Below are 17,715 nucleotides of genomic sequence, written 5' to 3' on the forward strand. Positions count from 1 at the left end.
AGCGGGCTTGCCCGCGAAGAGGCCGGCACCGGTAAACGCATCATTCGTTATGCAACCGGTCGCGCTTGGCCAGCGTGGGGAACAACTTTATCCACACCCCGGTCACCACCAGCGTGCCCACACCTCCCAGTACCACCGCCGGCACCGTGCCGAACCAGTGCGCCGTCACCCCGGACTCGAACTCACCCAGCTGGTTCGAAGCGCCGATGAACAACCCGTTCACCGCGCTCACCCGCCCGCGCATCTCGTCCGGCGTCTCCAGTTGCACGAAGGCGCCGCGGATGACCATGCTGATCATGTCCGCCGCGCCCAGCACCACCAGCACCGCCAGCGAGAACCAGAACGAGGTCGACAGGCCAAAGGCGATGGTCGCCACGCCGAACAGCCCGACGGCGGTGAACATGGTGCGGCCAACCTTGCGCTCGACCGGGAAGCGCGCCAGCCACAGCGACATCAGCAGTGCCCCCACCGCCGGTGCCGAGCGCAGCAGGCCCAGGCCCCATGGGCCGGTGAGCAGGATGTCCTTGGCGAATACCGGCAGCAGGGCGGTAGCGCCACCGAGCAGCACGGCGAACAAATCCAGCGAGATGGCCCCGAGGATGTCTGGGCGGCTGCGGATGAAGCGGATCCCGGCCATCAGTGACTCGATACTGGCGCGGCCGCGCTGCGGCACCTGCTGGCGCGAGTCGAGGCTGAGCATCAACAGGCAGGCGATGGCGTACAGCGCTACGGTCGGGCCATACACCCAGATGCTACCGAATGCGTACAGGAAGCCGCCCACGGCCGGGGCAACAATGGTCGCCGCCTGGGTCGCCGAGGCCGAAGCGGCGACCGCCCGCGGGAACAGCCCGGGAGGTACCACGTTGGGCAGCAGGGCCTGGGTCGCCGGCATCTCGAACGAGCGGGTGGCACCGAGCAGGAAGGCCAGGACGAAAATCAGTTCGCGGCTGACGTTGTCGGTGGCGCTGCCCACCGCCAGCGCCAGGGCGATCAGCCCTTGCAGGGTTTGGCACAGCGCCGCGACCTTGCGCCGGTCATAACGGTCGGCGACGTGCCCGGTGTGCAGCATGAACAGCACCCGCGGGGCGAATTCGACCAGGCCGACCAGGCCCAGGTCGAGCACGTTGCCGGTCAGCTGATAGAGGTGCCAGCCAATGGCCACGGTGAGCATCTGGAAGCCGCTGGCGGTGAACACCCGGGCCAGCCAGAAGGCGATGAAGGGGCGGTGATGACGCAACAACTGCGGTGCGGAATCGGACATCGGAAACCTGTTGGCCTCGGCGCAGTAGAGGGGCCAGCAGCGTATCATCTGTTTGTAACAAACGGTTACTGTTTGCCGTGATCGGCACTTTTTCACGCTTGGTGAAAGTGGGTGGGGCAACCGGTCACGCGGCAAACAACCACACCGCCCGGCGGGCCATTCGGGACTATGCTTCCTAGCAATCGTTGACCTGGATCAATCGTTCCAGATTTAACGAATTGGCCTTTGGGCCGGAATCCCTGCGATCGAACAGAACAATTCCAACGTGCCGCACTCGACTACCGTGGGGGCAGTGGGCGACGGGGCCACAAGCCCGGACGCCGGATTATCTGAAGAGGAAGCACCATGTTCGGAATAGAGGCCTTAGAGCTCGCCCGAATGCAGTTTGCCTTTACCGTGTCGTTCCACATCCTGTTCCCGGCCATCACCATCGGCCTGGCGAGCTACCTGGCAGTCCTCGAAGGCCTCTGGCTGCGGACCCACAACCAGGTCTACCGTGACCTCTACCACTTCTGGTCGAAGATCTTCGCCGTCAACTTCGGCATGGGCGTGGTTTCCGGCCTGGTCATGGCCTATCAGTTCGGCACCAACTGGAGCCGATTCTCCGACTTCGCCGGTGCCATTACCGGCCCGTTGCTCACCTACGAGGTGCTGACAGCCTTCTTCCTCGAGGCGGGTTTCCTCGGTGTCATGCTGTTCGGCTGGAACCGTGTCGGCCGTGGCCTGCACTTCTTCTCCACGGTGATGGTGGCGCTTGGCACGCTGGTCTCGACCTTCTGGATCCTGGCCTCCAACAGCTGGATGCAGACCCCGCAGGGCCACGAGATCATCGATGGCCGGGTGGTGCCTGTGGACTGGCTGGCGGTGGTGTTCAACCCGTCGTTCCCCTATCGCCTGATGCACATGGCCACCGCCGCGTTCGTGGCCACGGCATTCTTCGTCGGCGCCTCGGCAGCCTGGCACCTGCTGCGCGGGCGTGACAACCCGGCGGTACGCAAGATGCTGTCGATGGCCATGTGGATGGCCCTGATCGTCGCCCCGATCCAGGCGGTGATCGGTGACTTCCACGGCCTCAACACGCTCAAGCACCAGCCGGTGAAGATCGCCGCGATCGAAGGCCACTGGGAGAACGTGCCCGGCGAGCCGACCCCGCTGATCCTGTTCGGCATCCCTGACATGAAGGCCGAAACCACCCGCTTCAAGGTCGAGATCCCGGCGCTCGGCAGCCTGATCCTGACCCACAGCCTGGACAAGCAGGTGCCGGCCATGAAGGAGTTCCCGCCTGAGGACCGGCCCAACTCGACCATCGTGTTCTGGTCGTTCCGGGTCATGGTCGGGCTCGGCTTCCTGATGATCTTCGTCGGCCTGTGGAGCCTGTGGCTGCGCAAGCGCGGCACGCTCTACACCTCGCGGCCGTTCCTGCACCTGGCCCTGTGGATGGGCCCGTCCGGGCTGATCGCGCTGCTCGCCGGCTGGTTCACCACCGAGATCGGCCGCCAGCCGTGGGTGGTGTATGGCCTGATGCGCACTGCCGATGGCGTGTCCAACCACAGTTATGCACAGCTCGGCTTTACCCTGGTGGCGTTCGTGGTGGTGTATTTCGCCCTGTTCGGCACCGGCCTTGGCTACATGATGCGGCTGGTGCGCAAAGGTCCGCAGACCGGCGAAGGCGACGAGCACAACCCCGGTGGCCCTGGCACCACACGCACGCCGGCGCGGCCGCTGTCCGCCGCCGATGATTCCGCCAGCCTGAGCAAGGGGAACTGAGCCATGGGTATCGACCTTCCGCTGATCTGGGCCGTGATCATCATCTTCGGCGTCATGATGTATGTGGTGATGGATGGCTTCGACCTGGGCATCGGCATGCTCTTCCCCTTCGTCAAGGGCGAGCGTGACCGCGATGTGATGATGAACACCGTCGCCCCCGTGTGGGACGGCAACGAAACCTGGCTGGTGCTGGGCGGCGCCGGGCTGTTCGGGGCGTTTCCGATGGCCTACGCCGTGGTGCTCGAGGCGCTGTACCTGCCGCTGATCCTGATGCTGATCGGCCTGATCTTCCGTGGCGTGGCCTTCGAGTTCCGCTTCAAGGCCAAGGCCGACAAGCGTCATGTGTGGGACAAGGCGTTCATCGGCGGCTCGCTGGTCGCCACGTTCTTCCAGGGTGTGGCGTTGGGTGCCTTCCTCGAAGGCTTCAAGGTGGTCGACCGGCACTTCGCCGGTGGCACCCTCGACTGGCTGACACCGTTCAGCCTGTTCTGCGGCCTGGGCCTGATCGTCGCTTACACCCTGCTGGGCTGTACCTGGCTGATCATGAAGACCGAGGGCGACCTGCAAGTAAGGATGCACGACCTCGCCCGGCCACTGGCGCTGGTCCTGCTGGCCGTGATCGGCCTCGTCAGCCTGTGGACCCCGATCGCTTATCCACAGATTGCCGACCGCTGGTTCAGCATGCCCAACCTGTTCTGGTTCATGCCGGTGCCGCTGCTGGTGCTGGTGACCTTCTACGGCTTGCTCAAGGCGGTGGCGCGCAATGCGCACTACACGCCGTTCCTGCTCACCCTGGTGTTGATCTTCCTGGGTTACAGCGGGCTGGGCATCAGCCTGTGGCCGAACATCATCCCGCCGTCGATCTCGATCTGGGATGCCGCAGCGCCGCCGCAGAGCCAGGGCTTCATGCTGGTGGGCACGTTGTTCATCCTGCCGTTCATCCTCATGTACACCTTCTGGAGCTACTACGTGTTCCGCGGCAAGGTGACCCATGAAGACGGCTATCACTAGGAGGGCCACATGATGACCGGTAAACAGGGCATGGAAGACAAGAAACCGCTGTGGCAGCGATTGGGTTGGCTGGTGCTGATCTGGGCGATGAGCGTGGCAGCCCTGGGCGTGGCGGCCTGGGTGATGCGCCTGTTCATGGGGGCCGCAGGCCTGACCACCCACTGAGTGAAAGGGGGCGCCTGGCGCCCCCTGCCTTTACTTGCGGGCCTTGATGATCACGAACTTCGGCGTCGCGGCGACCTGCTCCACGCCGCGGAACAGCCGCGCCAGTTTGCTGTGATAGCCCAGGTGGCGGTTGCCGACGATATACAGGGCGCCGCCCACCACCAGCGCCTCGCGCGCCTGCTGGAACATGCGCCAGGCGAGGAAGTCGCCCACCACTTGCTGCTGGTGGAACGGCGGGTTGCACAGCACCACATCCAGCGACTGTTTCTCCACCCCGGCCAGGCCATCGCCCGGCATGACCGTTACCGGGCGCTCACCCAGGGCAGCCTGCCAGTTCTCCTGCGCCGACTGCACTGCCATGTACGATTCATCCACCAGGGTGAAGTACGCGTCCGGGTTGGCCAGCGCGCTGGCAATGGCCAGCACGCCGTTGCCGCAACCCAGGTCGGCGACGCGGGCGTTGCCCAGGTTGTGCGGCAAGTGGGGCAGGAACGCACGGGTGCCGATATCCAGCCCCTCGCGGCAGAACACATTGGCATGGTTTAGCAGTTCCAGCGCCGGCGTGTCGAGCAGGTAGCGGGTCGGGTAGGGCGACGTTGCGGCCGGGCGTTCGGCCACCGTGGCGGTCAGCAGGCGCGCCTTTTTCTGCGCCAGCGAGGCGTGTACCGGGCCGATGTACTTCTCCATCAGGTCGCCTGCCGCGCGTGGCAGGTGCTTGATCATGGCAGCTGCAATCACCTGGGCGCCGGGTGCCAGGTGGCCTTGCAGGCGGATCAGTTGTTCTTCGAGCAGTGCCAGGGTCTTGGGTACGCGCACCAGCACGCGGTCGAACGGGCCCTGCCAGTGTTCGCTGGCCGGTACGAAAGGCACACTGTCGAAAGCCTTGCCGTTGCGTGCAAGGTTCTTCTCCAGGGCCATGCGCGCCAGGTGCGAGTCGCCGCTGCTGACCACCTGCGCATGCCCGGCCAGGCTGGAGGCCAGGGCGCCGAAGCTGTCGTTGAGCACCAGCACGCGGCTGCCAGCTTCCAGGCCTTGCGCGTGCAACTGCTCTAGCAGGTATTCATCGGCGGCATCGAAGGCCTGCAGCGGGTCGTTGGCCTGGTCCGGCTGGCGGATCAGGTCGAGTTCGGCGTAGGGGGTGGTCAACAGGGGCATGGCGTCTGGCTCGGGTACGGATCTGCCCCTGGCGGTTCGCCACGAGCTTCGGTACGCGATTCTACAGGGCTTTGCCCGAGGCCGCAGGCCTGGCTACTGTTCGATCAGGCCGCGCATCATGGCGATGGCGATGGCACCGGCCTTGTTGGCGGCATTGGTCTTGGTGATCACGCTGCGAATATGGAAGTTCACCGTGCTCTGCGACAGCGACAGGATGCAGGCCACATCGGCTGCGGTCTTGCCGGCTGCCGACCACTTGAGCACTTCGATTTCGCGGTCGCTCATCTTCAGCGGCACGCTGAGCTTGGCCAGGTGATATTCACTGATGATCGCGTGCAGGGTGTGGCACAACCACTGCACCTTGCCAGCCTTGTCATACAACTCGGCGATGTTCACTTCACCCAGTGGCCGGCACACGCTGACCTGGCTTTCGTTGTGCTGAAGGTCATGCAGGGATTGCGTCCAGCCATGGCGCAGGCCATGTGCGCAGGCTTGTTCGCGGTAGTGGGGCACCTCGCGGTACAGGTCGTCGGTCCATAGCACCGGCATGGTCGAGGTATGGCTGCGGGTCGCAGCGGCGTCCTGTTTGTAGAAATCGTCGCGCTGGTAGCGCTCGATCCATTCAACCGGGTAATTGCTGTAGAGGTACAGCCGGGGAGACTGGGCAGCGAGTTGAATGCGCACCTTCAGCCCGAGGAATGCCATGTCCATGTCCTGGACAAGGTGCACCGCAAGGTCGAACACCTTTTGCGGCGTACTTTCGCTGACCAGCTTGTGAAGATGCTCATGGTTCCACTGAAGCATCTGTGCTTCTCCCTCGGAATGCCCGTTCAATCCGTTTGCATACGGACATGATTGTAGGAAATGTCCGAGCTCTATGTTGGGATTTTTTGTTATAGCGGCCCTGGTTTGATGAAGCAACAATGAGCGCCGTTTGCTGTGTCCTTACACTCCAACGGTTTTTATCCCGTGCGCTTTGCGCGACACTGGGCGCACGCTATCGATGGAGCCCGTCATGACCGCCAGTGCCGACAAGTTTACCCGCCAGACCCTGCTCGACGTCCAGCCGCTGACACCGAACCTGTTCAGCCTGCGGGTCACGCGCGATCCAGGGTTTCGCTTCCGGGCCGGCCAGTTTGCCCGGCTGGGCGTGACCAAGGCCGATGGCAGTGTGGTCTGGCGTGCCTATTCGATGGTCAGTGCCCCCCATGACGAATACCTCGACTTCTTTTCAATCGTGGTACCGGGGGGGGAGTTCACCAGTGAGCTGAGCCGCCTGGGCGAGGGCGATACCCTGTTGATCGACCGTCAGGCGTTCGGCTACCTGACCCTCGACCGCTTTGTCGGCGGCCGCGACCTGTGGCTGCTGGCGACCGGTACCGGCATTGCGCCCTTCATGTCGATCCTGCAGGACTTCGAAGCCTGGGAACGCTTCGACAACATCAAGCTGGTGTATTCGGTCCGTGAGGCGAAAGAACTGGCGTATGTAGACGACATCGCCGGCCTGGAACAGCGTGACTATCTGGCCGAATTCGCCGGCAAGCTGCAGTTCATTCCGGTGGTGACCCGTGAGCAGCACCCTGGGGCATTGAATGCGCGCATCACCACGCTGATCGAGAATGGCGAACTGGAAAAGGCGGCAGGGCTGGAGCTGTCGCCCGAGCATTCGCGAATCATGCTCTGTGGCAACCCCGAGATGATCGACGAGACGCGCAAGGTCCTCAAGGCGCGCGACCTGCAGCTGAGCCTGAGCAAGCGGCCGGGGCAGGTGGCGGTGGAAAACTACTGGTGATGCACAGGGGCCGCGATGCGGCCCCTGCTGTTTCAGGGCAGGCGGTTCTGGTTTTGCGCCTTGAGCAGGTCGCGGATCTCGGTCAGCAGAGTTTCCTGCGGTGTCGGTACGGGTGGTGTGGTCGGCGCCACGGCTTCTTCGCGCTTGAGCTTGTTGATCGCCTTCACGCCCATGAAGATGGCGAAGGCGACGATGATGAAGTCGATCACGGTCTGGATGAACTTGCCGTAGGCCAGCACCACGGCCGGTACATCCCCTTCGGCGGCCTTCAGGGTAATGGCCAGGTCGCTGAAGTCGACGCCGCCGATCAGCAGCCCCAGTGGTGGCATGATCACGTCCCCGACGAACGAGGAGACGATCTTGCCGAAGGCCGCGCCGATGATGATACCGACCGCCATGTCGACGACATTACCTTTGACCGCGAAGGCCTTGAACTCACTGAGCATGCCCATGTTTGATTCCTTGTAACAAATGGTGAGGTAAACGCAGTGTAAGCCACTTGCACGCTTCATGCGTTGGCTTCAGGGGTAGTGACTGCGGTTAGAACGAATAGTTTTGTCGCATCTCGACGCGTTCGAGACACGTCGGCCTCGGCTATCATGGCGGTTTTTTCCAGGAGACCCCGCCCATGGCCAAGGCCAAGCGTTTGTATGGCTGCACCGAGTGCGGCGCGACCTTCCCCAAATGGGCCGGCCAGTGCGCCGACTGCGGGGCCTGGAACACCCTGGTCGAAACCATGATCGAGAGCGGTGGTGCGGCGGCGCCCAGCGGCCGTGCCGGCTGGACCGGGCAACAGGCGCAGATCAAGACCCTGGCCGAAGTCAGCGTCGAAGAAATCCCGCGCTTCACCACCAGCAGCACCGAACTCGATCGCGTGCTCGGCGGTGGCCTGGTCGATGGTTCGGTGGTGCTGATCGGCGGTGACCCGGGGATCGGCAAATCGACCATCCTGCTGCAGACGTTGTGCAACATCGCCGTGGGCTTGCCGGCGTTGTACGTCACCGGTGAAGAGTCGCAGCAACAGGTGGCCATGCGCTCGCGGCGCCTGGGCCTGCCCCAGGACCAGCTCAAGGTGATGACCGAGACCTGCATCGAAACCATCATCGCCACCGCACGGGCGGAAAAGCCCCGGGTCATGGTGATCGACTCGATCCAGACCATCTTTACCGAGCAGCTGCAGTCGGCCCCTGGCGGTGTGGCCCAGGTACGCGAGAGCACGGCCCTGCTGGTGCGTTATGCCAAGCAGAGCGGCACGGCGATCTTCCTGGTCGGCCACGTTACCAAGGAAGGCTCGCTGGCCGGGCCGCGGGTGCTGGAGCACATGGTCGATACCGTGCTGTATTTCGAGGGCGAGTCCGACGGCCGCCTGCGGCTGTTGCGGGCGGTGAAGAACCGCTTCGGTGCGGTCAACGAACTGGGCGTGTTCGGCATGACCGACCGTGGCCTGAAAGAGGTGTCCAACCCGTCGGCGATCTTCCTCAACCGCACCCAGGAAGAAGTGCCGGGCAGTGTGGTCATGGCCACCTGGGAAGGCACCCGGCCGATGCTGGTCGAGGTGCAGGCGCTGGTCGACGACAGCCACCTGGCCAACCCTCGGCGGGTCACCCTGGGCCTGGACCAGAATCGCCTGGCCATGTTGCTGGCGGTGTTGCACCGGCATGGTGGCATTCCCACCCATGACCAGGATGTGTTCCTCAACGTGGTCGGTGGGGTGAAGGTGCTGGAAACGGCCTCGGACCTGGCGTTGCTGGCAGCGGTGATGTCCAGCCTGCGCAACCGGCCGTTGGCCCATGGGCTGCTGGTGTTCGGTGAGATTGGCTTGTCGGGCGAGGTGCGGCCGGTGCCCAGTGGCCAGGAGCGCCTGAAAGAGGCGGCCAAGCACGGCTTCAAGCGCGCCATCGTGCCCAAGGGCAATGCGCCGAAGGAGCCGCCAGCGGGGTTGCAGGTGATTGCCGTGACCCGCCTGGAGCAGGCGCTGGATGCCTTGTTCGAATAAATGAAAAAGGGGAGCCGATGATGCGCATCGGCTCCCCCCACCTCACTGCTCAGTCAGCGGTCAATGTTCGGCAACCGCACTGCGCCTGGGCGCCTGGTTGCCGTGCTCGTCCAGCTCCATGACCGGCACTTCGTTGCCATCGGCATCGAATAGCTTGCCATCCTTGAAGTAGTCACCATCGCGCAGGCACGAGATGTCCGAGTACTGGATGGTGCGTTCGTAGGCCGCGGCGAATACCGACTGGTTTTCCGAGTTGCCCGTCTTGAAGTGGTTGAACAGCAGGTTCAGCAGGATGGCCATGATGGCCGCCGAGCTGATGCCCGAGTGGAAGATGGTTTCGAACCAGTTGGGGAAGTTGTGGTAGAAGGTCGGCGCCGCGATCGGGATCATGCCGAAGCCCAGCGAGGCGGCGACGATGATCAGGTTGACGTTGTTCTTGTAGTTGACCTTCGACAGGGTGCGGATACCGCTGGCGGCCACGGTGCCGAACAGCACGATGCCTGCACCACCCAGCACCGGGGTCGGTACGGCGGCAATCACACGGCCCATCACCGGCAGCAGGCCGAGTACCACCAGGATCACGCCACCGGTGGCCACCACGTAGCGGCTCTTGACCCCGGTCACGGCCACCAGGCCGACGTTCTGGGCGAAGGCGCTCTGGGTGAACGAGCCGAAGATTGGCGCCAGGATGCTCGATGCCATGTCGGCGCGCAGGCCGTTGCCCAGGCGTTTGGAGTCGACCTTGGTGTCGATGATCTCACCCACGGCAAGGATGTCGGCCGAGGTTTCCACCAGGGTCACCATGATCACGATGCACATCGACAGGATCGCGGCGATGTGGAATTCCGGCATGCCGAAGTGGAACGGGGTGGGGAAGGCGAACATCGGGCCCTGGCCGACCTTGCTGAAATCGGTCATGCCCAGCGCCCAGGCGATCAGCGTGCCGACCACCATGGCCAGCAGGATCGACAGGCGCGAGATGGTCGCGCTACCGAGCTTGCTCAGCACCAGGACGATGGCGAAGGTCAGTGCAGCCAGGCCGATGTTGGCCACGCTGCCGAACTCCGGCGACGCGCTGTTGCCGCCCATCACCCAGCGCGCGGCAACCGGCATCAGGGTCAGGCCGATGGTGGTGATGACGATGCCGGTCACCAGTGGCGGGAAGAACTTGGTGATGCGCGAGAACACCGGGGTGATCAGAAAGCCGATCACCGACGCTGCCATGACCGCGCCGAGCACGCCAGGCAGGCCGCCCCCACCCTCGCTGCTGAGAATGGCGCCCATGGTCGCCACGCCGGCAAACGAAACGCCCTGCACCAGCGGCAACTGGCAACCGAAGAACGGAATGCCCAGCGTCTGCAGCAAGGTGGCAAGGCCACCGGCAAACAGTGAAGCGGCGATCAGCATGCCGATCTCGGCACCGTTGAGGCCGGCTGCCTGGCCCAGGATCAGGGGTACCGCGACGATCCCGCCATACATGGTCAGCACATGCTGCAGACCATAGGCCAGGTTGGCACCCAGCCCGAGGTTTTCATCCTCGGGGCGCTGGGCGGGAGACGTGCTAGGGGACGTAGTCATGGAGCAGGCTCTCTGTTTATTGTTGTGGCACTACTGTAGACATTTCCTACAAATGATTGCTACATAAATTGTATACAATATTTTGATCGGAGCGCGAACAGCTGGCCTTGCAATGTGTGCAAGGTGCTAATGCAGATCGCGTACCAAGTTGTCAGAGGCTGTGCTAGAAGGGTGTGTACAACGTGCTGATACCCAGGCAGAAAGCTGTCTGGGTAGACAAGAAACAGTCCGTGGGGATGCTGTTAGCTAGCTAAGAGATTCCATTATTCGATCAGTTCGCGCAGCTCACGCATCATTTCGGTGCTGTCGGCCACGTTCAGTTCCACAAGACGGTGCAGGTGGGTCATCGATTCGACGTCGATATAGAGGCAGATGAAGCCCAGGCGGGTGGCTTCTTCGTGGCGCAGTTCCACCTGCATCTGCACGCGGACATTGCGGTCGAGGTGGATGATCGCATCGAAATCCTGGGTCAGGTCGGCGTCCCAAGGGGAGGGGCGCTCGATCAGCAGACCCTTGAGCGACAGGTCCAGCAGCTTCACCGGCCAGCGGCGATCGCCCTGGCGCAGTTCGGTAGGGGCGTCGAAATCGATGCGCTGGAAACGGCGGCGGTCGTCGGCAGAAGTGGTCATGGCAGGCCCCTCGTCAGTTGCACTGACTATAGACCAGCCATGGCCAACACAGTTGTGCGCCGAATGTTGGAAGGCCTAGCGGTTGATGCTTATGCGTTTGCGGCCATATGCCTTCCACAGCGTGAAGCCATCCGCTGCCCCAGGGGCCCAGCTTTCTACAAGGGCGGGATGGCTGGCCAGGCACTGCCACAGTGATTGATTGTGACGGACGATCTGACCGGTGGTGTAAGTTTCATTAAGCTTCCAGTCCTCATACTCACCACCGCCCTCACTGGGTTTCGTGCGTGCATTATGCACATTGCTCGAAGCTGAGAGTCGATGCTCCGCGTCAAAAGCCTTGACGGTGTATCGGTAGCTGGAGTCGGGCGTGAGGTTGTCATCGGTGAACGTACGTTGGGTAACAGGCACGCAGCCGACCTGATTACCATCTCGATAAATGAAATAGCCAACAATCGCTGCACTGTTCGCTGGGTGAGCCCACATCAGGTCTACTGAAGTTTCGGTCGTGCCCATGTCGTGCAGTTCGGTGGGTGCCTCCGGGCCTTCGGGTTGTTCGCCACCTGGCAAGAAGTCCAGATCGATTACCTGGTAGAACGCTTTGTCGGTTTCGGCAATTTCCCATACGCCCAGCAAGACATAATAGCCTTCTCGCATTGGCAGGGTCAGTGTATGCGTAGTGGGATTGGCCGGCCACATTTCTTCATCGGTATATGCCCAGTGGGGTTTTCGGGTATTCAGGAACGTCGCAAATGGTTCGGCTTCGAATTGTGCACGTGACAGCGGTTGGCTTGGGTCCCAGCCCACGCGAGTAATAAAGTAGTTGAAACGACGGTACTTGTGGCGTGCTGAAAACTCCCAAACAAAGTCTAGCGCCTCGCCCCCATACACTTTATGTTTTTGCCAGTCGATGTCAGTTCTGTCCAGATAGGCTGCCATGGGCCTTTCACCGCTGGCGATCTTGCCATCGACCGGTGGCGCAATATTTGTGGAGTCCGTAGGTGCGTACGGGTCTTGCAGACCGCCGACCACGGCAGGGAAAAACTTGCCCCATTCAATGCCGTATTGCAGGTTACCCTCGATAAGACCTTGTTTTTCGGCAAAGTAGGCGCGAGAGGCAGGTGACGCGACGGCGCCATGTTTTGGCGAAACTTTCCAGCTGATCGCTTGTGGGTCACGCGTGCGGGCATGCTTATTCAGTGACATAACAAGTTCCTGTCGATTGAAGTTTGAGAATGCCAAACTGCTTGTCAGGATTATTGACTTGGCTGAACTGACAGGAATATTGAATAGCGGACCCGCTCGCAGCACAACTGACAATATTGCCAGGTGTTCTAGAGCAATTCCCGGCAGTGTCAGTGGCTGCAGAAGGCAAGCGCTGCACGTTGCTTTCGCGGGCTTGGGCCAGGTGAATGGGGGCTGATCGTAAAAAATCTGCTGTGCAGGGCCCTCGCCGCTCTAGCGCGGGTCATGGCGCCCGAACCTGATCACAATTCGATATGGTAAAGCTGCCAAGCAAGCCCTAGACTCAAAGGGCTGTCTATTCCAACCACTTAGCTGGAAGCATGCCATGAACAACAATAACAGCCTGCTACGCCACATCCCGTGGCTGGCGCTGGCGGTCATAGGGGCCTGCGCGCTGGGTGTCGTCGCCCTGCGTCGCGGCGAGGCGATCAATGCCTTGTGGATCGTGGTCGCTGCGGTGGCCATCTACCTGGTCGCCTACCGTTACTACAGCCTGTTCATCGCCACCAAGGTGATGCAACTCGACCCTCGCCGAGCCACCCCCGCGGTGCTCAACAACGATGGCCTGGACTATGTTCCGACCAACAAACACATCCTCTTCGGTCACCACTTCGCCGCCATTGCTGGCGCCGGGCCCCTGGTCGGCCCGGTACTCGCCGCGCAGATGGGCTACCTGCCCGGCACGCTGTGGCTGATCGCCGGCGTGGTGCTGGCCGGTGCGGTGCAGGACTTCATGGTCCTGTTCCTGTCCACCCGCCGCAACGGCCGCTCGCTGGGCGACATGGTGCGCGAAGAGATGGGCCGCATTCCTGGCACCATCGCCCTGTTCGGCTGCTTCCTGATCATGATCATCATCCTCGCGGTGCTGGCGCTGATCGTGGTCAAGGCCCTGGCCGAGAGCCCATGGGGCATGTTCACGGTGATGGCGACCATCCCGATCGCGATGTTCATGGGCATCTACATGCGCTACATCCGCCCGGGCCGCATCGGCGAGATCTCGGTGGTGGGCGTGGTCCTGCTGCTGGCGTCGATCTGGCTGGGGGGCCAAATCGCTGCCGATCCGGTCTGGGGCCCGGCGTTCACCTTCACCGGCGTGCAGATCACCTGGATGCTGGTGGGTTATGGTTTCGTTGCCGCCGTGCTGCCGGTCTGGCTGGTGCTGGCGCCGCGTGACTACCTGTCGACCTTCCTCAAGATCGGCACCATCATCGCCCTGGCCATCGGCATCCTGGTGACCATGCCCGAGCTGAAAATGCCGGCACTGACCCAGTTCACCGACGGTACCGGCCCGGTGTGGAAAGGCACCCTGTTCCCGTTCCTGTTCATCACCATCGCCTGCGGCGCGGTGTCCGGTTTCCATGCGCTGATCTCCTCGGGGACCACGCCGAAGCTGCTGGACAACGAAGCCAACGCCCGCTACATCGGCTACGGCGGCATGCTGATGGAATCGTTCGTCGCCATCATGGCCATGGTCGCCGCCTCGGTTATCGAGCCGGGCGTGTACTTCGCCATGAACAGCCCGGCCGCCGTGGTCGGTGCCGACGTGGCTTCGGTGGCGCAAACGGTCAGCAGCTGGGGCTTCATGATCACCCCTGAGCAGCTCGAAGCGGTGGCCCGCGACATCGGCGAGCACACCGTGCTGGCCCGGGCCGGTGGTGCACCGACCCTGGCGGTGGGTATCGCGCAGATCCTGCACCAGGTGCTGCCGGGTGAGAACACCATGGCCTTCTGGTACCACTTCGCGATCCTGTTCGAGGCGCTGTTTATCCTCACCGCGGTGGACGCCGGTACCCGTGCCGGTCGCTTCATGCTGCAGGACCTGCTGGGCAGCTTCGTGCCGGCCCTCAAGCGCACCGAGTCGTGGACTGCCAACCTGATCGGCACCGCCGGTTGCGTGGCGCTGTGGGGCTACCTGCTGTACCAGGGCGTGATCGACCCGCTGGGCGGCATCAACACCCTGTGGCCGCTGTTCGGCATCTCCAACCAGATGCTGGCCGGTATCGCCCTGATGCTCGGCACCGTGGTGCTGATCAAGATGAAGCGCGAGCGCTACATCTGGGTCACCCTGCTGCCGGCTGCCTGGCTGCTGATCTGCACCACCGCGGCGGGCCTGATCAAGCTGTTCGACCCGAACCCGGCCGTCGGCTTCCTGGCCCTGGCCAAGAAGTACAGCACCGCGCTGGACGCCGGCCAGGTACTGGCCCCGGCCAAGGACATCGGGCAGATGCAGCACGTGATCTTCAACGCCTACACCAACGCCGGCCTGACCATTCTGTTCCTGCTGGTGGTGTTCAGTGTGCTGTTCTTCGCCCTCAAGGTCGGCTACGCCGCCCTCGGCCGCAAAGAGCGCACCGACAAGGAAACCCCGTTCCAGGCCCTGCCTGACGCTTGAGAGGACTGCAGTGATGTTCAACGACCTGGGTCGACTGGGTAAATACCTGGGGCAGGCAGCCCGCCTGATGGTCGGCATGCCCGACTACGACAACTATGTCGAGCACATGCAGACGAAGCACCCGGACAAGCCGGTGATGACGTACGAGGCGTTCTTCCGCGAACGCCAGGAAGCACGTTACGGTGGCAAGTCCGGGCCCAAGTGCTGTTGAACCTGCAACTTGCGTGAACCTGTGGGAGGCCGGGCAACCGGCCTCCCACACTCATTTTCAGCTTCAGGAGATTTCTGCGTGCAGACGCCAATTCCCGTTACCGTTCTTACCGGCTTTCTCGGTGCCGGCAAGACCACGCTGCTCAAGCACATGCTCAAGGCCGAGCACGGGCTGAAGATCGCCGTGATCGAGAACGAGTTCAGCGAGGCCGGTATCGACAGCCAGCTGCTGGGTGACGAGCCGGTACAGGTGATGACCCTGGCCAACGGCTGCGTGTGCTGCAGCATCCATGGCGACCTGACCCGTGCCCTGCACCTGCTGCTCGAGCGCCTGGACGCCGGCGAGATCGCCTTCGACCGCCTGGTGATCGAGTGCACTGGCCTGGCCGACCCGGCGCCAGTTGCGCAGACCTTCTTCGTCGACGAAGACCTGCGCGACCGCTACATCCTCGACGGCATCATCACCCTGGTCGATGCCGCCCACGCCGAGGTGCACCTGACCCAGACCATCGCTCAGGCCCAGGTCGGTTTTGCCGATCGCCTGCTGCTGAGCAAGACCGACCTGGTCGAGCCGGCCGCGGTGGAGGCCTTGCGCGAGCGCCTGGCGCGGATCAATGGGCGGGCGGCGATCCGGGTGGTCGAGCATGGCCGTATCGATTTGGCCGAGTTGCTCGATGTGCGCGGTTTCAACCTGAACCCGGACCTGGGCGCCAACCTCAAACCAAGCCTGCGCCCGGTGCACAAGCCGGCCACGCCGGACCGGATTTCCACCCTGGTGCTGCGCACCGAGACCGCGCTGGACATCGATCGCCTCAGCGACTTCATGAACGAACTGCTGGAAGAGCATGGCAAGCAGTTGCTGCGCTACAAGGGTGTGCTGAACATTGCCGGCGAGGACCGTCGCCTGGTGTTCCAGGGCGTACTCAAGCTCTACGGCTTCGACTGGGATGCCGAATGGGCAGCAGGCGAGCACCGCGAGAGCGTGATGGTGTTCATCGCCGATGAACTACCCGAAGCTAAGATTCGGGCTGGGTTCGAGGCGCTGGCTGCGGGCTGAGCTGGCGCGGCGACTGGGCCTCGAACCACTGCGGCCAGGAGCTGCGGTGGCGTGTCTCGACCTCGATGCACGGGATCAGTCGCTCGGTGAGCACGGCGGTTTGCTGCACGGCCTTGGCAATGCGGTACTTGGCGCTATGGATGCACTCGCGGTCGCCAAACTCGCAGCGGTTCAGTGCCGTGCCACCGCAAGGGCCATTGGCCAGGCCTTTGGGGCAGGTTTCCGGGCAGGTGTAGAGGGTGTCTTCCAGGCGGCAGCGGCCGCAGGTGTCGCAGCCTGTCAGCGGCCGTTTGACCGCCCGCTCCAGCCCGTGCAGCACCCGGGCCCCACGCCTGGTTGCCCAGAGTGGCTGACGCACGGCCCAACCGAACGCCTTGCTGAGCCAGTGGGTGCGGCTGAACAGCAGCGAATGGGCGGCGTGCAGCAGGTGGTAGCGGATTTTCTCCTTGCCCGAGGCACTGACGGTCGCTTCACCCTGGCGCCAGTTGCCCTGCGGCGGATGGAACGCAACGATGGGCAGGCCTGGCATCTGCCAGCTGTCGGCCCAGGCGGGCGCCCAATGCTCCAGTGAGTGGATCTGCGCCTGCCAGTGCTGCAAGCGTTCCTCCAGCGCCAGCAACTGCTTGAGCTCGTGAATGCCCGACAGGTGCACGCCCGCATACCCCATCAGCTTCACACCGATGATCTGCAAGGCCAGGCGGTCGACGCTGCGCGCCTGGGCAAAGGCCTTGGACACTTTGCTCTCGGCTTCGAGCATGTCGCGCATCGAGGGCGACACGGTGACCCCCGCCACCTGTTCGAGCATCGTCGCGCGGCCGTGGGTCAGGCTCATCAGGCAGGCCAGCATCGGTTTGGGCGAAGCCTGGCGCTGCATCCAGCGCATGGCTTCCTGGTGCTTGCTGGCATCGAAGCCCAGCTGCAGGGTCAGGAAGTCGGCGCCGGCGGCGAGTTTTTTCTCAGCCTTGAAGTACTGTGCGCCGCCTTCTTCCTCGTGGTACTTGAACGGGTTCAGTGCCGCGCCCAGCAACCAGTGGGGGCAGGCCTGGCGCGCAATCAGCAAGGCCGCGACCGACTCCAGGTAGCGCACCGGGCGCTCACCGGGCTGGTGGCCGGGCAATCGGTCACCGGTGAGCAGCAGCAACTGGTTGAGGCCGGCGGCATCCATGCGCTGCAGCTGGGCCAGAAGATGATGGCGCTCGCGATCCTTGCCAGAGAAGTGCGGCAAGGCCGGGAGCGGGGTGCTGAAGGAGGCGAGGGCATCCAGCGGCGACATGTCCAGCGGGCTGCCCACGCGGTCGCCGATGGCGACGGTCATGGGCCAGCCGCACACTTGGCCGCGGGCCATGATCGCCTCCATCGCGGCGAAACGTTCCGCCGAGGGCTTGGGGACGAATTCCATGACGCAAACGAAGTGTTTTTCGCGCAGCGCGGCTTTCAGCAGGCTCATGGCTCAAGGGCAC

16 protein-coding genes are annotated in these 17,715 nt (G+C 63.2%); 8 read left to right on the forward strand and 8 right to left on the reverse strand.

Annotated elements, in window-relative coordinates; all coding sequences use genetic code 11:
• Positions 1 to 40: 40 nt before the first annotated feature.
• A complete protein-coding gene (locus CAF78_RS08210; RefSeq protein ID WP_085674964.1) occupies positions 41 to 1,261 on the reverse strand; it encodes an MFS transporter in 1,221 nt (406 codons plus the stop codon).
• Positions 1,262 to 1,606: 345 nt separating this feature from the next.
• Here CAF78_RS08210 and CAF78_RS08215 point away from each other — a divergent pair, with 345 nt between their 5' ends.
• The 3 genes from CAF78_RS08215 to CAF78_RS08225 are packed head-to-tail and all read left to right on the forward strand — an operon-like array spanning position 1,607 to position 4,204.
• A complete protein-coding gene (locus tag CAF78_RS08215; protein WP_085674965.1) occupies positions 1,607 to 3,028 on the forward strand; it encodes a cytochrome ubiquinol oxidase subunit I in 1,422 nt (473 codons plus the stop codon).
• A gap of 3 nt (positions 3,029 to 3,031) precedes the next feature.
• A complete protein-coding gene (gene cydB / locus CAF78_RS08220; protein WP_085674966.1) occupies positions 3,032 to 4,039 on the forward strand; it encodes a cytochrome d ubiquinol oxidase subunit II in 1,008 nt (335 codons plus the stop codon).
• A gap of 9 nt (positions 4,040 to 4,048) precedes the next feature.
• Positions 4,049 to 4,204 carry a DUF2474 domain-containing protein gene (locus CAF78_RS08225; protein WP_085674967.1) on the forward strand — a complete coding sequence of 52 codons (156 nt, stop codon included), beginning with the start codon at positions 4,049 to 4,051 and terminating at the stop codon, positions 4,202 to 4,204.
• A 30-nt stretch (positions 4,205 to 4,234) separates the two neighbouring features.
• On the opposite strand, the gene CAF78_RS08230 is transcribed toward CAF78_RS08225, so the two are convergent.
• Together CAF78_RS08230 and CAF78_RS08235 are read right to left on the reverse strand one after the other, a co-directional pair.
• Entirely contained in the window at positions 4,235 to 5,359 is a 1,125-nt protein-coding gene (locus CAF78_RS08230; RefSeq protein ID WP_085674968.1) for a methyltransferase, read from the reverse strand.
• 93 nt (positions 5,360 to 5,452) lie between these two features.
• Positions 5,453 to 6,163 carry an autoinducer binding domain-containing protein gene (locus CAF78_RS08235; protein ID WP_085674969.1) on the reverse strand — a complete coding sequence of 237 codons (711 nt, stop codon included), beginning with the start codon at positions 6,161 to 6,163 and terminating at the stop codon, positions 5,453 to 5,455.
• Positions 6,164 to 6,374: 211 nt separating this feature from the next.
• On the opposite strand from CAF78_RS08235, the gene CAF78_RS08240 reads away from it, so the two are divergent.
• Complete coding sequence (locus tag CAF78_RS08240) at positions 6,375 to 7,151, forward strand: ferredoxin--NADP reductase (RefSeq protein ID WP_085674970.1); 777 nt, start codon at positions 6,375 to 6,377, stop codon at positions 7,149 to 7,151.
• Between the two features lie 32 nt (positions 7,152 to 7,183).
• On the opposite strand, the gene mscL is transcribed toward CAF78_RS08240, so the two are convergent.
• Positions 7,184 to 7,603, reverse strand: coding sequence for a large-conductance mechanosensitive channel protein MscL (gene mscL / locus CAF78_RS08245; RefSeq protein ID WP_085674971.1), 420 nt, complete (start codon positions 7,601 to 7,603; stop codon positions 7,184 to 7,186).
• 176 nt (positions 7,604 to 7,779) lie between these two features.
• Between mscL and radA the strand changes: the two genes are divergently transcribed.
• Entirely contained in the window at positions 7,780 to 9,147 is a 1,368-nt protein-coding gene (gene radA, locus CAF78_RS08250; RefSeq protein WP_085674972.1) for a DNA repair protein RadA, read from the forward strand.
• 60 nt (positions 9,148 to 9,207) lie between these two features.
• On the opposite strand, the gene CAF78_RS08255 is transcribed toward radA, so the two are convergent.
• The 3 genes from CAF78_RS08255 to CAF78_RS08265 all read right to left on the reverse strand — a co-directional run bounded on the left by CAF78_RS08255 (position 9,208) and on the right by CAF78_RS08265 (position 12,557).
• Entirely contained in the window at positions 9,208 to 10,725 is a 1,518-nt protein-coding gene (locus CAF78_RS08255) for a nucleobase:cation symporter-2 family protein (protein ID WP_085674973.1), read from the reverse strand.
• A 263-nt stretch (positions 10,726 to 10,988) separates the two neighbouring features.
• Positions 10,989 to 11,354 carry a PilZ domain-containing protein gene (locus tag CAF78_RS08260; RefSeq protein ID WP_085674974.1) on the reverse strand — a complete coding sequence of 122 codons (366 nt, stop codon included), beginning with the start codon at positions 11,352 to 11,354 and terminating at the stop codon, positions 10,989 to 10,991.
• A gap of 75 nt (positions 11,355 to 11,429) precedes the next feature.
• A complete protein-coding gene (locus CAF78_RS08265) occupies positions 11,430 to 12,557 on the reverse strand; it encodes a lytic polysaccharide monooxygenase (protein WP_085674975.1) in 1,128 nt (375 codons plus the stop codon).
• Between the two features lie 364 nt (positions 12,558 to 12,921).
• Between CAF78_RS08265 and CAF78_RS08270 the strand changes: the two genes are divergently transcribed.
• The 3 genes from CAF78_RS08270 (at position 12,922) to yjiA (ending at position 16,255) form a co-directional block, all read left to right on the forward strand.
• On the forward strand, positions 12,922 to 14,988 hold the full coding sequence (locus tag CAF78_RS08270; RefSeq protein ID WP_085674976.1) for a carbon starvation CstA family protein: 2,067 nt from the start codon (positions 12,922 to 12,924) through the stop codon (positions 14,986 to 14,988).
• A gap of 13 nt (positions 14,989 to 15,001) precedes the next feature.
• Positions 15,002 to 15,199, forward strand: coding sequence for a YbdD/YjiX family protein (locus CAF78_RS08275; RefSeq protein ID WP_085674977.1), 198 nt, complete (start codon positions 15,002 to 15,004; stop codon positions 15,197 to 15,199).
• A gap of 78 nt (positions 15,200 to 15,277) precedes the next feature.
• Positions 15,278 to 16,255 carry a GTPase gene (gene yjiA / locus CAF78_RS08280; protein WP_085674978.1) on the forward strand — a complete coding sequence of 326 codons (978 nt, stop codon included), beginning with the start codon at positions 15,278 to 15,280 and terminating at the stop codon, positions 16,253 to 16,255.
• Here yjiA and CAF78_RS08285 read toward each other — a convergent pair.
• On the reverse strand, positions 16,215 to 17,702 hold the full coding sequence (locus CAF78_RS08285; protein ID WP_085674979.1) for a methylenetetrahydrofolate reductase C-terminal domain-containing protein: 1,488 nt from the start codon (positions 17,700 to 17,702) through the stop codon (positions 16,215 to 16,217). The genes yjiA and CAF78_RS08285 overlap by 41 nt on opposite strands.
• Positions 17,703 to 17,715 lie beyond the last annotated feature (13 nt).

The organism is Pseudomonas sp. R28(2017), assembly GCF_002112505.1.
Lineage (GTDB): Bacteria > Pseudomonadota > Gammaproteobacteria > Pseudomonadales > Pseudomonadaceae > Aquipseudomonas.

Bases quoted from the DNA above. Each gene is read 5' to 3' on its own strand.
- CAF78_RS08210 (WP_085674964.1), bottom strand. From the start codon at position 1,261: ATGTCCGATTCCGCACCGCAGTTGTTGCGTCATCACCGCCCCTTCATC.
- CAF78_RS08265 (WP_085674975.1), bottom strand. From the start codon at position 12,557: ATGTCACTGAATAAGCATGCCCGCACGCGTGACCCACAAGCGATCAGC.
- CAF78_RS08275 (WP_085674977.1), top strand. From the start codon at position 15,002: ATGTTCAACGACCTGGGTCGACTGGGTAAATACCTGGGGCAGGCAGCC.
- mscL (WP_085674971.1), bottom strand. From the start codon at position 7,603: ATGGGCATGCTCAGTGAGTTCAAGGCCTTCGCGGTCAAAGGTAATGTC.
- CAF78_RS08235 (WP_085674969.1), bottom strand. From the start codon at position 6,163: ATGCTTCAGTGGAACCATGAGCATCTTCACAAGCTGGTCAGCGAAAGT.
- radA (WP_085674972.1), top strand. From the start codon at position 7,780: ATGGCCAAGGCCAAGCGTTTGTATGGCTGCACCGAGTGCGGCGCGACC.
- CAF78_RS08260 (WP_085674974.1), bottom strand. From the start codon at position 11,354: ATGACCACTTCTGCCGACGACCGCCGCCGTTTCCAGCGCATCGATTTC.
- CAF78_RS08230 (WP_085674968.1), bottom strand. From the start codon at position 5,359: ATGCCCCTGTTGACCACCCCCTACGCCGAACTCGACCTGATCCGCCAG.
- cydB (WP_085674966.1), top strand. From the start codon at position 3,032: ATGGGTATCGACCTTCCGCTGATCTGGGCCGTGATCATCATCTTCGGC.
- CAF78_RS08225 (WP_085674967.1), top strand. From the start codon at position 4,049: ATGATGACCGGTAAACAGGGCATGGAAGACAAGAAACCGCTGTGGCAG.
- CAF78_RS08240 (WP_085674970.1), top strand. From the start codon at position 6,375: ATGACCGCCAGTGCCGACAAGTTTACCCGCCAGACCCTGCTCGACGTC.
- CAF78_RS08270 (WP_085674976.1), top strand. From the start codon at position 12,922: ATGAACAACAATAACAGCCTGCTACGCCACATCCCGTGGCTGGCGCTG.
- CAF78_RS08285 (WP_085674979.1), bottom strand. From the start codon at position 17,702: ATGAGCCTGCTGAAAGCCGCGCTGCGCGAAAAACACTTCGTTTGCGTC.
- CAF78_RS08215 (WP_085674965.1), top strand. From the start codon at position 1,607: ATGTTCGGAATAGAGGCCTTAGAGCTCGCCCGAATGCAGTTTGCCTTT.
- CAF78_RS08255 (WP_085674973.1), bottom strand. From the start codon at position 10,725: ATGACTACGTCCCCTAGCACGTCTCCCGCCCAGCGCCCCGAGGATGAA.